The organism is Salinivibrio sp. ML290 (genome assembly GCF_001995695.1).
GTDB lineage: Bacteria > Pseudomonadota > Gammaproteobacteria > Enterobacterales > Vibrionaceae > Salinivibrio > Salinivibrio siamensis.
In genome coordinates this window covers 126,689-138,968 of record NZ_MUEY01000004.1, presented here as the reverse complement: position 1 = coordinate 138,968, position 12,280 = coordinate 126,689, and the positions used below count along the sequence as shown (strand labels likewise).

General features: G+C 50.8%; 15 protein-coding genes. 11 read left to right on the top strand and 4 right to left on the bottom strand.

Annotated features, from left to right (window positions below):
• Positions 1-490 precede the first annotated feature (490 nt).
• Genes rpsF through rplI form a run of 4 tightly spaced genes read left to right on the top strand, consistent with a single transcriptional unit; the run spans position 491 to position 1,938 of the window.
• Positions 491-901, top strand: a complete 411-nt coding sequence (rpsF, locus tag BZG23_RS05835; protein WP_046074370.1) for a 30S ribosomal protein S6 — start codon at positions 491-493, stop codon at positions 899-901.
• Between the two features lie 8 nt (positions 902-909).
• Positions 910-1,212, top strand: coding sequence for a primosomal replication protein N (gene priB, locus BZG23_RS05830; protein ID WP_046074369.1), 303 nt, complete (start codon positions 910-912; stop codon positions 1,210-1,212).
• A gap of 16 nt (positions 1,213-1,228) precedes the next feature.
• Complete coding sequence (gene rpsR, locus BZG23_RS05825; RefSeq protein WP_021023493.1) at positions 1,229-1,456, top strand: 30S ribosomal protein S18; 228 nt, start codon at positions 1,229-1,231, stop codon at positions 1,454-1,456.
• A 32-nt stretch (positions 1,457-1,488) separates the two neighbouring features.
• Positions 1,489-1,938, top strand: coding sequence for a 50S ribosomal protein L9 (rplI, locus tag BZG23_RS05820; protein WP_046074368.1), 450 nt, complete (start codon positions 1,489-1,491; stop codon positions 1,936-1,938).
• 47 nt (positions 1,939-1,985) lie between these two features.
• Here rplI and BZG23_RS05815 read toward each other — a convergent pair whose 3' ends face one another.
• A complete protein-coding gene (locus BZG23_RS05815; RefSeq protein ID WP_077578834.1) occupies positions 1,986-2,732 on the bottom strand; it encodes a DUF481 domain-containing protein in 747 nt (248 codons plus the stop codon).
• A 177-nt stretch (positions 2,733-2,909) separates the two neighbouring features.
• On the opposite strand from BZG23_RS05815, the gene BZG23_RS05810 reads away from it, so the two are divergent.
• Together BZG23_RS05810 and alr are read left to right on the top strand one after the other, a co-directional pair.
• Positions 2,910-4,301, top strand: a complete 1,392-nt coding sequence (locus tag BZG23_RS05810; RefSeq protein ID WP_077578833.1) for a replicative DNA helicase — start codon at positions 2,910-2,912, stop codon at positions 4,299-4,301.
• Positions 4,291-5,421, top strand: coding sequence for an alanine racemase (alr, locus tag BZG23_RS05805; protein WP_046074365.1), 1,131 nt, complete (start codon positions 4,291-4,293; stop codon positions 5,419-5,421). The genes BZG23_RS05810 and alr overlap by 11 nt, the downstream gene beginning before the upstream one ends.
• A 39-nt stretch (positions 5,422-5,460) precedes the next feature.
• Here alr and BZG23_RS05800 read toward each other — a convergent pair whose 3' ends face one another.
• Complete coding sequence (locus BZG23_RS05800; RefSeq protein ID WP_046074364.1) at positions 5,461-5,895, bottom strand: secondary thiamine-phosphate synthase enzyme YjbQ; 435 nt, start codon at positions 5,893-5,895, stop codon at positions 5,461-5,463.
• A gap of 229 nt (positions 5,896-6,124) precedes the next feature.
• Here BZG23_RS05800 and pgi point away from each other — a divergent pair, with 229 nt between their 5' ends.
• Positions 6,125-7,780 (top strand): glucose-6-phosphate isomerase, encoded by a 1,656-nt coding sequence (gene pgi / locus BZG23_RS05795; protein WP_077606412.1) that lies wholly within the window; start codon positions 6,125-6,127, stop codon positions 7,778-7,780.
• Positions 7,781-7,922: 142 nt separating this feature from the next.
• On the opposite strand, the gene BZG23_RS05790 is transcribed toward pgi, so the two are convergent.
• Positions 7,923-8,387 carry a chemotaxis protein CheX gene (locus BZG23_RS05790; RefSeq protein WP_046074362.1) on the bottom strand — a complete coding sequence of 155 codons (465 nt, stop codon included), beginning with the start codon at positions 8,385-8,387 and terminating at the stop codon, positions 7,923-7,925.
• A 29-nt stretch (positions 8,388-8,416) separates the two neighbouring features.
• A complete protein-coding gene (zur, locus tag BZG23_RS05785; RefSeq protein WP_046074361.1) occupies positions 8,417-8,860 on the bottom strand; it encodes a zinc uptake transcriptional repressor Zur in 444 nt (147 codons plus the stop codon).
• Positions 8,861-9,142: 282 nt separating this feature from the next.
• Here zur and azu point away from each other — a divergent pair, with 282 nt between their 5' ends.
• The 4 genes from azu (at position 9,143) to pspG (ending at position 12,256) form a co-directional block, all read left to right on the top strand.
• Entirely contained in the window at positions 9,143-9,589 is a 447-nt protein-coding gene (gene azu, locus BZG23_RS05780) for an azurin (RefSeq protein WP_046074360.1), read from the top strand.
• Between the two features lie 104 nt (positions 9,590-9,693).
• Entirely contained in the window at positions 9,694-10,626 is a 933-nt protein-coding gene (locus tag BZG23_RS05775) for a glycosyl transferase family 90 (protein ID WP_077606411.1), read from the top strand.
• Between the two features lie 179 nt (positions 10,627-10,805).
• Positions 10,806-11,834 carry a tRNA dihydrouridine(20/20a) synthase DusA gene (dusA, locus tag BZG23_RS05770; protein ID WP_077606410.1) on the top strand — a complete coding sequence of 343 codons (1,029 nt, stop codon included), beginning with the start codon at positions 10,806-10,808 and terminating at the stop codon, positions 11,832-11,834.
• A 158-nt stretch (positions 11,835-11,992) separates the two neighbouring features.
• On the top strand, positions 11,993-12,256 hold the full coding sequence (gene pspG / locus BZG23_RS05765) for an envelope stress response protein PspG (protein ID WP_046074320.1): 264 nt from the start codon (positions 11,993-11,995) through the stop codon (positions 12,254-12,256).
• Positions 12,257-12,280 lie beyond the last annotated feature (24 nt).

Here is a 12,280-nt window from a genome sequence, read left to right as displayed (position 1 = left end):
TTATATTGGGCAATGAATGCCAAGAAATGGAGGCGAAGGTGTAATAATTTGAGCGCGGGTTCAGAAATTAATTATCGATAAAAAAGAAGCGCATTAATAGCGTGATGTCGGTTGAAAATTAAACAAACTTGACAGTTTGCAGGCTTGATTTCTTGATTTTTTTGCGATTTGTCATGCTTTTTCGGTCTATGTCACGGAGAATGTTATCAGTAGGTTGTTGTTTTGAGCGAATTAAGTGGTGCGCACATTCTATGTTGTAAAGGGGGAGGATAAGGCGCGTGTTCCGATAAGTAACGCAGCGAGGGCCTTTTGACGTTGTGGTGACACGGTGACAGAAAGAAAAGCGGATAAAGAGAAAATCTGTTTGCTTATGCCGCTGCAATTCTGTAATATCTCGCGCCTGATTCTCGGTCTTTTACTTTTCGTTCCTTGCTTCCGCTGGACGACCGAGCCAATTGTGGAAGCTGATTAATCCGTAAGGAGCAACTCAATGCGTCATTACGAAATCGTATTCATGGTGCACCCTGATCAAAGCGAGCAAGTTGCTGGCATGATCGAGCGTTACACTGCGTCTATCAAAGATGCAGGCGGTCAAATCCACCGTCTAGAAGACTGGGGCCGTCGTCAACTGGCTTACCCAATCAACAAGCTGCACAAAGCACACTATGTTCTGATGAACGTAGAAGCTGAGCAGGCTGTGATTGACGAGCTGGAAAGCATGTTCCGCTTCAACGACGCGGTGATCCGTAACATGATCATGCGTACCAAAGACGCTATCACTGAGCCATCTGTCATGATGAAGGCTAAAGAAGAGCGTACCGCTAAGCGTGAAGAGCGCCCAGAAGCGAAACCAGAAGCAAAAGCTGAAGCGCAAGCTGAAGGCGAAAACGCAGCTGAGTAATTGCTGTGATGACCAATCGGTTGGAGCTTGCTGGTGTTATCAGTAAAGGTCCGGTCCGTCGCCAAAGTCCTGCAGGAATTCCGCACTGTCACTTTGTGTTAGAGCACCGTTCCACGCAGGTTGAAGCTGACCTACCTCGACAAGTGTTTTGTCGCTTATCTGTGGTAGCCAGTGGGCAAGTGTCAACACAACAAACGCAAAATTTAGTTTTAGGCAGCCATATCAAGGTAAGCGGGTTTCTCGCCTACCAAACCAGCCGACAAGGCGAGGGTAAATGGGTATTGCATGCCGACAACATCATAGACATTTAGATCAGGAGATAAGCCCATGGCACGTTTCTTCCGTCGTCGTAAATTCTGCCGTTTCACTGCAGAAGGCGTTACAGAGATCGACTACAAAGATGTAGCGACTCTAAAAAATTACATTACCGAATCAGGTAAAATCGTACCTAGCCGTATCACTGGTACTCGTGCTAAGTATCAGCGTCAACTGGCTCGTGCTATTAAGCGCGCTCGTTACCTGGCCCTGCTGCCGTACACTGACAAGCATCAGTAATCGGAACTGTCCAAGTTAGAGAGGATTGAAGAATGCAAGTTATTCTACTTGATAAAATCGGTAACCTGGGTGGCCTAGGTGATCAGGTAACTGTTAAATCTGGTTATGCGCGTAATTTCCTTATCCCTCAGGGTAAAGCAGTTATGGCAACCAAAGCCAACATCGAACACTTTGAAGCACGTCGTGCTGAGCTAGAAGCGAAAGTTGCTGAGCAACTGGCAGCCGCTCAAGCGCGTGCAGAAAAAGTTGAAGCACTAGAAGCGGTTGAAATCGCGTCTAAAGCGGGTGATGAAGGTAAACTATTTGGTTCTATCGGTACCCGTGACATCGCTGATGCTGTGACTGCAGCAGGCGTTGAAATTGCGAAAAACGAAGTGCGTCTACCAGAGGGCGCATTGCGTCACACTGGTGAGTACGAAATCAGCGTACAGCTGCACTATGACGTGTTCGCAACCGTAAAAGTAAACGTTGTTGCTGCTTAATCGCGCATCAAAACGTTGATAAAAAGCCAGCCCTCGGGCTGGTTTTTTTATAGCCACTGATAGCGGAGGCCGACGGTTAGCACGCTGTCGTGGTGCTTCAATCCTGGTGGCACATCCGTCATATAGTTGTGTTTGCTGGTTATTTTTATCGAAAGCTTTTCGGTAATGGTAGAAGCCAGAGTGACGGCAGCTTCCACGCTGGTATTACTGGCGCCCGAGATTACAATGCTTCTCCCCTCTAAGCTGACACTGTCGACCAGTTGCCACTCTCCTTTAGCCTGTGCACGAATCACCGGCTCGCGAACCGAGTAAGGCATGATGAGATCGTCATCGTCGATTTCATCAAGATTGGGACGCTGGTAGCGATACCCTGGCCCCACTTCCGTGCTGAGTTGGAAGGTGTCACTTTGCCACCATTGGTGGCCAAGCCCTGTGGCCAACATAAAGTCATCGTAATAGGGACCGTAGCGGTCAGCGACATAGGTAGCGTTCAGTAAGACATAGCTGCGCGCGCTAATACCACGGTTTGCTTGGGCTTCTAATTCTGTTTTACGTTTATCTTCCTCGCCATCTTTTTCCACTTGTAGCACGCTCGCGCTGGCTTGATAACGTGTTTGTTCGCCATCATATTGGCCATTCACTTCCCCGTTGACTGTTTGTGAATCGGCATTGCCGCTTAACTGTTGCAGTCCTAACGACAAATCACTTTGCCAAGGGGATGACGTGGTCTCCGTGGCGTGGCTAAAAGGGATATATAATGTGGACATCACAAGGAAGAGGGACGGCACTTTCATCGTGAATCACCTGTTGACAATATCGCGCCTTATCCTAGGTGTCCTGGCCTCCTAGGCGGTCAAATTTAAGTTAAAATCTCGGGGACTTATTCAGCGTTTGGAAAAAAATGCTGTATGGGGCAGCGTCCTGCGAGGACAGCGGGTATAATGACCCCCAGTAGCAATAGGTGAGTTTTTATGGCAGACAATCGTAAACCCGCAAAAGATCAGCAAGTCGCTAACCTCAAAGTGCCCCCACACTCTATCGAAGCCGAGCAGTCTGTGTTGGGTGGTTTGATGTTGGATAACGAACGTTGGGACGCGGTTGCGGAAAAAGTGGTCGGCCATGACTTTTATAGTCGTCCGCACCGATTGATTTATGAGTCCACCAAGTCTTTGCTTGATGAAGGCAAGCCGCTTGACTTAATCACCTTATCTGAACACTTAGAAAAAACGGGTCATTTGGATGATGTAGGCGGCTTTGCTTATCTGGCTGAGTTGGCTAAAAATACGCCAAGTGCGGCGAATATTGTCGCTTATGCGGATATTGTCCGCGAACGAGCCATGGTTCGTAACCTGATCGGGGTAGCCAATGAAATTGCGGATGCCGGCTATGACACCCAAGGACGCACGTCAGAAGATCTGCTCGATATGGCGGAGAGCAAGGTGTTTGCGATTGCTGAGTCACGAACCAGTGAGACCGAAGGGCCGCAACATATCGACTCGGTGCTCAGTAAAACCCTTGAGCGTATCGAAGAGCTTTTCAAAACCCCACAAGATGGGGTCACGGGCGTATCGACCGGCTTTACTGATCTGAACAAGAAAACGGCAGGTTTGCAGCCTTCTGATCTTGTGATCGTGGCGGCTCGTCCTTCAATGGGTAAAACCACCTTTGCGATGAACCTGTGTGAAAACGCGGCGATGGATCAAGAAAAGCCGGTACTCATTTTCTCGCTCGAGATGCCAGCTGAACAGCTGATGATGCGTATGTTGGCCTCGCTCTCACGGGTTGACCAAACCAAGATCCGTACCGGTCAGCTTGATGATGAAGACTGGGCGCGTATCTCGTCATCGATGGGGATCTTAATGCAGAAAAAGAACATGTACATCGATGACAGCTCCGGCCTGACGCCGACGGATGTGCGTTCACGCGCGCGCCGTGTTGCCCGTGAGCATGGTGGGGTGAGCATGATCATGGTCGACTATCTGCAGCTAATGCGTGTTCCTGGCTTGCAAGAGAATCGAACTCTTGAGATTGCCGAGATCTCCCGCTCCCTCAAAGCGCTCGCGAAAGAGCTGAATGTGCCTGTGGTGGCGCTATCACAGCTTAACCGTTCGTTGGAGCAACGGGCCGACAAACGCCCGGTTAACTCGGATTTGCGTGAATCGGGTGCCATTGAGCAGGATGCTGACTTGATCATGTTTATTTACCGCGACGAAGTCTATAACCCGGAAAGTGCGATGAAAGGGATTGCAGAAATCCTGATTGGTAAACAGCGTAACGGCCCGATTGGCTCAGTACGACTGACTTTCCAAGGGCAGTATTCGCGATTTGATAATTATGCAGGGCCGGCGTTTGATGACGAGTAATCCTTTTATCATGACGAATGCGGCCAAAGCCGTTATCGATCCGGAGGCGATGATACACAACATCCAGGTGATGCGTCGCCAAGCGCCCAATAGCAAAGTGATGACAGTGGTTAAATCGGATGGTTACGGCCATGGTTTGGTCTCAGTGGCCTCCACACTTGCGCCTTATAGCGATGCTTTTGGGGTGGCACGGATTGAAGAAGCACTGACGTTACGACAGGCCGGTATACGCTTGCCTATTGTTTTGTTGGAAGGTTTTTATGAAGCCGACGAGCTGCCGCTATTGGTTGAACACCAACTGACCGCCACGGTGCACTGTGATGAGCAAGTCACCATGCTGACTAACGCGGCACTGAGTGAGCCGTTACCCGTGTGGTTAAAGGTCGACTCAGGGATGCATCGCTTAGGTTTCGAGCCGGACCAAGTACCAGACGCGCTCTCTGCCCTGACAGCGTGTGACAATGTGGCGCCTGACATCGGCTTTCTCAGTCATTTTGGTTGTGCCGATGAAATGGATAACCCCATTACGCAAGCGCAAGTAGACACCTTCACACAGGTGACAGAAGGACTGCCGGGTGAACGCTCACTGGCGGCGTCGTCGGGAACCTTGTTTTGGCCGCAAAGTCACTTTGATTGGGTGCGACCCGGCATTTGCCTATATGGTATTTCGTCGCGGATTGAACTGACGGGTGAACAGCTGGGCTTAAAACCGGCGATGCGCTTAACCTCAAGGGTGATGGCCGTTCGCAAGCTAAAAGCCGGTGAGCCGGTAGGGTATGGCGCGCGCTGGCGTAGCGAGCGCGATACGCTGATTGGTGTGATAGCCATCGGTTATGGCGATGGCTACCCACGACTGGCGCCCGATGGCACCCCTGTTTGGTTGAATGGCCGCGAAGTGCCACTTGCTGGGCGGGTATCGATGGATATGATCACGGTCGATTTAGGGCCAGATGCCACTGACAAAGTGGGGGATGAGGCGGTGTTATGGGGGCCCGAGCTTCCCGTCGAGCGCATTGCCCGCTTGGTCGATACCATCGGCTATGAGCTCGTGTGCCAAGTGACCGGCCGAGTGCCGCGCCAATACCTGACCACCACCTCTGAGCGGCGGGCGGCGGGTTAGGCCCCGCCCCCTTATCGAAACGCATGCTGGCCAGCGAGACTAGACGTTGGCTTGTGGTGCGCCTTGCAGGGTCACTACCAAGGTACGCATGCCGCCCTCATCGCGATGCTCGCCCAGATAAATCCCTTGCCACGTGCCTAAATTCAGCCGACCTTGGCTGATGGGCACCGTGACGCTTGCGCCTAACAATGACGCTTTGATATGCGCTGGCATGTCATCGTCCCCTTCGTAGGTGTGGCGATAATAAGGCGCTCGCTCAGGTACTGAGTGATTAAAGTGCGCCTCCATATCTTGGCGCACGGTCGGGTCGGCGTTTTCATTGAGGGTTAAGCTCGCCGAGGTGTGCTTGATAAACACTTGCACCATACCTACATCCATGTCGCCCAACATGGGTAGCGCGTGCACGATCTCGTCGGTGATCAGGTGAAACCCGCGCGGCCGAGCACGCAGACGAATCTCAGTTTGATACCACATAAGCAATCCTTGTTGTGATCTTTATCGTATGCTGTTGGCTCACAGGCGATCCAACTATTCTATGATTGATCGCAACCTACTCACAGCGATTAGATGTGAGAATCGAGCCATGATTATGTAATATTACACCAATGACCGCTGCGTACAGCGTGGTGGTGCTGACGTTATACAGGATCCTTGCCTGCTGTGATACCCACAGCAGCACTCACAACGCGATTTGGATGACATGATGCTAAAGACAACGAATCCCACTCAGACCGTGGCGTGGCAATCACTGACCGCCCATTTTGAAGAAGCGCAGGACTACACACTGGCTGATCTGTTTGCTGATAACCCAGAGCGATTTGCCCACTTCTCAACGCAATTCGAAGACAGCATTCTGTTGGATTATTCCAAAAACTTGATCAGCGAAGAAACGCTGACCAAGTTATTGGCACTCGCCGACGAAACCGGGGTAGCTGAAGCGATTGAGTCAATGTTTAGCGGTGAGAAAATCAACCGTACAGAAGATCGCGCGGTTCTCCACACAGCACTACGTAATCGTAGCAACACGCCTGTGATGGTTGACGGCGAAGATGTGATGCCTAAGGTTAATGCGGTACTGACGCAGATGCAGTCTTTTTCCGAGCGCGTGATCAGTGGCGAATGGAAAGGTTATACCGGTAAAGCGATCACCGATGTGGTGAATATTGGTATCGGCGGATCAGACTTGGGTCCTTATATGGTCACTGAAGCGTTGGCGCCGTATAAGAATCACCTTAACCTGCACTTTGTCTCTAATGTCGACGGCACCCATATGGCTGAGACGTTAAAAGATCTTAACCCGGAAACCACCTTGTTCTTGGTGGCGTCAAAAACCTTTACCACCCAAGAAACCATGACCAACGCACACACGGCGCGAGACTGGTTTATGAATGCAGCAGGGGATGAGACCCAGGTGGCGAAGCATTTTGCCGCGCTATCAACCAATGCCGATGCCGTGGCGAATTTTGGTATTGATACCGCCAACATGTTCGAGTTCTGGGATTGGGTTGGCGGCCGCTACTCACTATGGTCGGCGATTGGTCTGTCTATCTGCTTGGGTGTAGGTTACGACAACTTTGTCGCGCTGCTTGATGGTGCGCACCAAATGGACAATCACTTCAAAACCGCGCCGATGGCACAGAACATGCCGGTTTTGTTGGCACTGATTGGTCTTTGGTACAACAACTTTCACGGGGCGGAATCAGAAGCTATTTTACCGTATGACCAATACATGCACCGTTTTGCGGCTTACTTCCAGCAAGGCAATATGGAATCAAACGGTAAGTATGTCGACCGCAATGGTCGCCCGGTTGACTACCAAACAGGGCCTATCATCTGGGGCGAGCCAGGCACGAATGGTCAGCACGCTTTCTACCAGCTGATCCACCAAGGCACCAAGTTGATCCCATGCGACTTCATTGCTCCAGTGCACAGTCATAATGCGATTGGCGACCATCACGCCAAATTGATGGCGAACTTCTTCGCCCAGACGGAAGCGCTAGCCTTTGGTAAGAGCCGTGAGCAAGTCGAAGCTGAGTTGACGCAAGCGGGCAAATCAGCTGAAGAAGTGGCTGCGATTGCGCCATTTAAAGTGTTTGAAGGCAACCGTCCAACCAACTCGATTTTGGTGGAGAAAATTACCCCTTATACACTCGGCGCGCTGATTGCCATGTATGAGCACAAGATTTTCACCCAAGGGGTGATTTGGAATATCTTCAGCTTTGATCAGTGGGGTGTTGAGCTCGGTAAACAGCTGGCGAGTAACATTCTGCCTGAGCTCGGTGATGCGCAGCAGGTCGAAAGCCACGATAGCTCAACCAATGGCCTGATCAACGCGTTTAAGCAGTGGCGCCAAGCCTAAGCTGAGCGGAACCGTGATTGAGAAAGTCAAACGCCGCGATGGTTATCGCGGCGTTTTTATATTTTTGGGGCCAATCATTGGAGGCCGCCTAGTGAGCTATCGCCTTTGGCTCAGCGCTTGATCGCTTGCGACGTATGTCCGTTTAGTGATCGAAGCAGATCTCAATAAAGGCAGTGCCGTGCGGGGATTTAAATGGCATGATGATCACAGGCCCATCACTTTTGTGGTTGATGGTATGGCCTTTGCCGGATACGACCACAGGGGTCGCCATCTCAAATTCGAAGCCCTTTTCTGACAAAATACGCTTCGCACCACCTGTCACCATATTGGTGATCTCACCGACCATATCCGTCACTTCTTCATCAATCGACTCGGACCGCTCTCCAAGCATACGCTGCATGATTTCAAGCGCCATATCTTCATCAAAGGTGACGGAAAAGGAGCCCTTAGTCTGTGGGCCGACCATGCCAATTAACCCAGAAACGTCCCCTTTGGCGATCTCTGACTTTTTCAAGTGAGGCTTCTCTGGCTGGATTTCCAGCTGTGCCATCGTCTGTAGCACATTGATCAGTGAAGTAAGAAACGGGTTGACGAATTGTGCTTCCATAAAGAATGTCCGTCCTAATCAATTCAGTATTAGTGAGCTAGGCATTGTGCGCAGGTACCATGGGTTTCAATCACGTGATGTTGGACCTCAAACCCCATTGTTTGCGCCTTTTCACGCAACGCCTCAGAAAGCTCCTCAGTGTGACACTCTTCCACGGTGCCGCATTGATCACAGATGAGCAGTTGGGAGCAGTGCCCCTGGTGGCCAAGATGACAACAAGCGATATAGCTATTGGTTGACTCCACCTTATGCACAAACCCCTGCGCTAACAGAAAGTCTAGCGCACGATAAACCGTTGGTGGTTTGGCTTGTGGCTCTGTTTCACGCAGCTCGTCTAGCAGCTCATAGGCGGTGATCGCACGTGAATAGTTGGCGATAATCTCGTAAACGCGCGTCCGCTGCGGCGTTAATCGCACGCCGCGTTGCTCGCAAAGCTGCTGTGCGCGGTGCAGTAACCCAGTGGTGTTGGTCATAGCGCCTCAAAGTGCTAACAGTCAGTCAGTTATATTACCATAGCTGTATAACATCGCACCCCACCTATCGTCATCCTATGCGCTTTGCCACAAGTGTAAATAGGTAGTCCAATATCACTTGATCGCGATCAGTTACCCTACAGTAATGATAGAAGTAAAAATAAAAACCAATCAGTCGATTTTTGAATCGGCTAACTGTTTTGCGCTGTCATGTCAGTATGATGACAGCGTGCCACAGGCATTAAAAACATACCTTTACATCCATAATAGGAGTATGTACCGATGAAAAAACTGTTAGCCCTCGCCGCCCTGGCGTTCGCGTCTGTTTCAACGCAAGCGGCTGCCAATGAGTGTGAGTTAACTGTCACCACCGGCGATAAAATGGCCTACGACCAGTCATCGTTGTCCGTACCAGCAAGCTGCAGCGAAGTCACGTTAACGCTGGAGCATCAAGGCTCAATGCCTGTGACCTCTATGGGCCACAACTGGGTGCTGTCGGAAACGTCTAACCTGCAAGATATCGCCATGAAAGGCGCCGGTGCCGGCGCAGATAACGACTATCTGCCACAAGGCGACGATCGCATCTTGGCACACACTAAGCTGATTGGCGGCGGTGAAAGCACCACCATCACCTTCTCAACCGAAGGTTTGCAAGGCAAAGACTTAACCTATTTCTGCTCATTCCCAGGCCACTGGACTGTGATGAAAGGCAAATTCACCATCGAATAAGTCTTGTCGCGAGAGAGCACCTCGTTCGGCTCTCTCGCCCATTTCATACCCTCGTCATCTTGCTCAACTAGGCTTTCCTGCATATGGATTGACGGAGCAAGGCCGTGAATAAACTCCGCTACTATAGTTATAACTTGGCACTCAATGCGATCCCTAATGATTGGTATCGCACTTGGATGCGCAGGAAACTTTTCCCCACTTATCAGCAACATCAATCCGATATCGACCAGCGCGTCAGCTACTATAACCGTTTGAATGCGCCATTTTGTTTGTCTGAGCAATATTGCGATCATCAGACGGGCCGTGTGAGACAAGATCAAGGCTCGGTATATTTTCTCGATATATTGCGGGTAATGCGCTGGTTCCCAAATGGTTGGTTTCTGCATTACTTAGGCGGCGATGTGACACAACCGCCGCCCACGCCAGCATTCGTGAAAAGCCGACCGATTCATGGCGACAATCAAAATGCCGTCCTGCTCAAGCTCAACGCGGTGCGTCACTTCCAATTTATTAATGATCCCGTGCCGTTTGGGCAAAAACGCGATAGCGCGGTATGGCGTGGGCGCTGCTTCAATCACAAGCGCCGCCAGCTTCTTCAGCGCTTTTACACGCATCCAACTATTGATGTCGGGGATACACGCCCCGCGAATGATACTGACCAAGCCTATCGAAAAGCCCCGCTGACACCGCAAGCGCAGCTACAGCATAAGTTTATTCTCAGTGTGGAAGGGAAAGACGTTGCCACCAACTTAAAATGGATCATGTCCTCTAACTCGCTTTGCTTGTCACCCCCAATGGAATATGAAACTTGGTTTATGGAGGGCCAATTAATCCCTGGAGTCCACTATGCCGAGGTCAACGCCGATTTTTCCAACCTAGAGGCAGTCATCGACTACTACCTCACCCATCCGCATGAAGCACAAGCGATCATCAACAATGCTCATCAATGGGTAAACCAATTTCGCGACCGACAAAAAGAGGCGGTGATCAGCTACTTAGTGGCAGAAAAATACTTTCGGCTTTCGCAGCAGCGCTAGGAGAAAAGGGTCGCCATCTACTTTAGGTCATTATAGCCGCGTTCGTATTCTCACCCGTTTCTATTTCAAACCCTTCACGTTCACCTGTTCTGCTTAAATCTTACCGGTGCAATGTGTATAATCCGCGTCCGCCTGTCGAAAATGACCGTCGTTCAACGTAATTGCAGAGATTCGAGACCATGACTAACCCCAGCAAAACCGCCGCCAGCCCTGATGTGACGCCTAAAACGGTGATGCAGCGTTTCTCTGTAGCGCCCATGCTCGATTGGACCGATCGCCACTGCCGGTATTTTCATCGCTTACTATCAGAACACACTTTGCTGTTTACTGAGATGGTCACCACAGGCGCGATCATTCATGGTAAGGCCGATTACCTTGCCTACAACGAACAGGAGCATCCGGTGGCGTTGCAGCTGGGGGGATCGGATCCGGCGGACTTGGCAACATGCGCCAAGCTGGCGGCTGAGCGTGGTTATGATGAAATTAACCTCAACGTTGGTTGCCCGTCGGATCGGGTGCAAAACGGGCGTTTTGGGGCGTGCTTAATGGCCGAGCCTGAGCTGGTGGCGCAGAGTGTGGCTGCCATGCGCGAAGTGACCGATGTGCCTATTACGGTGAAAACCCGCATTGGTATTGATGAGCAAGACAGCTACGAATTTTTGACTGACTTTGTGGGTACCGTCAGTGAAAAGAGTGGTTGTGATATGTTTACCGTGCATGCACGTAAGGCGTGGCTAAAAGGGCTGAGTCCTAAAGAAAATCGGGAGATCCCGCCGCTGGATTACCCGCGTGTTTATCAGCTTAAAAAAGATTTTCCGCACCTCACACTTGCCATCAATGGCGGGGTGAAAAGCCTTGAGGAAGCGGAACAGCACCTAGCGCATCTTGATGGCGTGATGGTCGGCCGCCAAGCTTATCAGAGCCCGTTTATGTTGGCCGAGGTCGATCAGCGTTTATTTGGCAAGACAACCCCTCGCATTACACGTCGCCAAGCAGTCGAGGCGATGTTCCCATACATTGAACAGCAGCTCACTCAAGGGGCGCAACTCAACCATATTAGCCGCCATATGTTAGGTCTGTTCCAAAATATGCCAGGCGCGCGGCAATGGCGCCGCTATATCAGCGAGAATGCGCACAAGCCGGGTGCGGGTGTTGAGGTACTGACCACCGCAATGAGCCATATCCCTGAGCAATGGCTTGATGCCTGAACCGGTGAAAAGCACCAATTATTGGTGAAAATATAACCGCACCTTCATGGAGACCTGAAGGCAACGCTGTAATCCATTGAATTAATGAGAAAATATAGAGTGACAAATTGGCCTGAAACCTGCAAAGTCTGTCTCGCTATCAAGACAAGGAGATCGCAATGATCGAAATACTCTTTCTGATTGGCTTTGCTGTTGTATTGTTTATGACAGGCGTAAGCATCATGGGCATGGTGCTGGCCATGCTGGCCGGCTTTGCCGTGATGATGTTGGCCGGGATGATAGGTACGCTGCTTAAGCTACTACCATGGCTGTTGGTGATCGCCTTGGTTGTGTGGCTTGTTAAACGCCAGCGTCGCAGCCGCAAAGGTGAGCCTGAAGTGATTATCAACGAAAAGCGCTGGGCACGATTCCGTCGCCGTTAAGCGCACAAAATTTGCGCGTCGACA

Bases quoted from the DNA above. Each gene is read 5' to 3' on its own strand.
- rpsF (WP_046074370.1), top strand. From the start codon at position 491: ATGCGTCATTACGAAATCGTATTCATGGTGCACCCTGATCAAAGCGAG.
- priB (WP_046074369.1), top strand. From the start codon at position 910: ATGACCAATCGGTTGGAGCTTGCTGGTGTTATCAGTAAAGGTCCGGTC.
- rpsR (WP_021023493.1), top strand. From the start codon at position 1,229: ATGGCACGTTTCTTCCGTCGTCGTAAATTCTGCCGTTTCACTGCAGAA.
- rplI (WP_046074368.1), top strand. From the start codon at position 1,489: ATGCAAGTTATTCTACTTGATAAAATCGGTAACCTGGGTGGCCTAGGT.
- BZG23_RS05815 (WP_077578834.1), bottom strand. From the start codon at position 2,732: ATGAAAGTGCCGTCCCTCTTCCTTGTGATGTCCACATTATATATCCCT.
- BZG23_RS05810 (WP_077578833.1), top strand. From the start codon at position 2,910: ATGGCAGACAATCGTAAACCCGCAAAAGATCAGCAAGTCGCTAACCTC.
- alr (WP_046074365.1), top strand. From the start codon at position 4,291: ATGACGAGTAATCCTTTTATCATGACGAATGCGGCCAAAGCCGTTATC.
- BZG23_RS05800 (WP_046074364.1), bottom strand. From the start codon at position 5,895: ATGTGGTATCAAACTGAGATTCGTCTGCGTGCTCGGCCGCGCGGGTTT.
- pgi (WP_077606412.1), top strand. From the start codon at position 6,125: ATGCTAAAGACAACGAATCCCACTCAGACCGTGGCGTGGCAATCACTG.
- BZG23_RS05790 (WP_046074362.1), bottom strand. From the start codon at position 8,387: ATGGAAGCACAATTCGTCAACCCGTTTCTTACTTCACTGATCAATGTG.
- zur (WP_046074361.1), bottom strand. From the start codon at position 8,860: ATGACCAACACCACTGGGTTACTGCACCGCGCACAGCAGCTTTGCGAG.
- azu (WP_046074360.1), top strand. From the start codon at position 9,143: ATGAAAAAACTGTTAGCCCTCGCCGCCCTGGCGTTCGCGTCTGTTTCA.
- dusA (WP_077606410.1), top strand. From the start codon at position 10,806: ATGACTAACCCCAGCAAAACCGCCGCCAGCCCTGATGTGACGCCTAAA.
- pspG (WP_046074320.1), top strand. From the start codon at position 11,993: ATGATCGAAATACTCTTTCTGATTGGCTTTGCTGTTGTATTGTTTATG.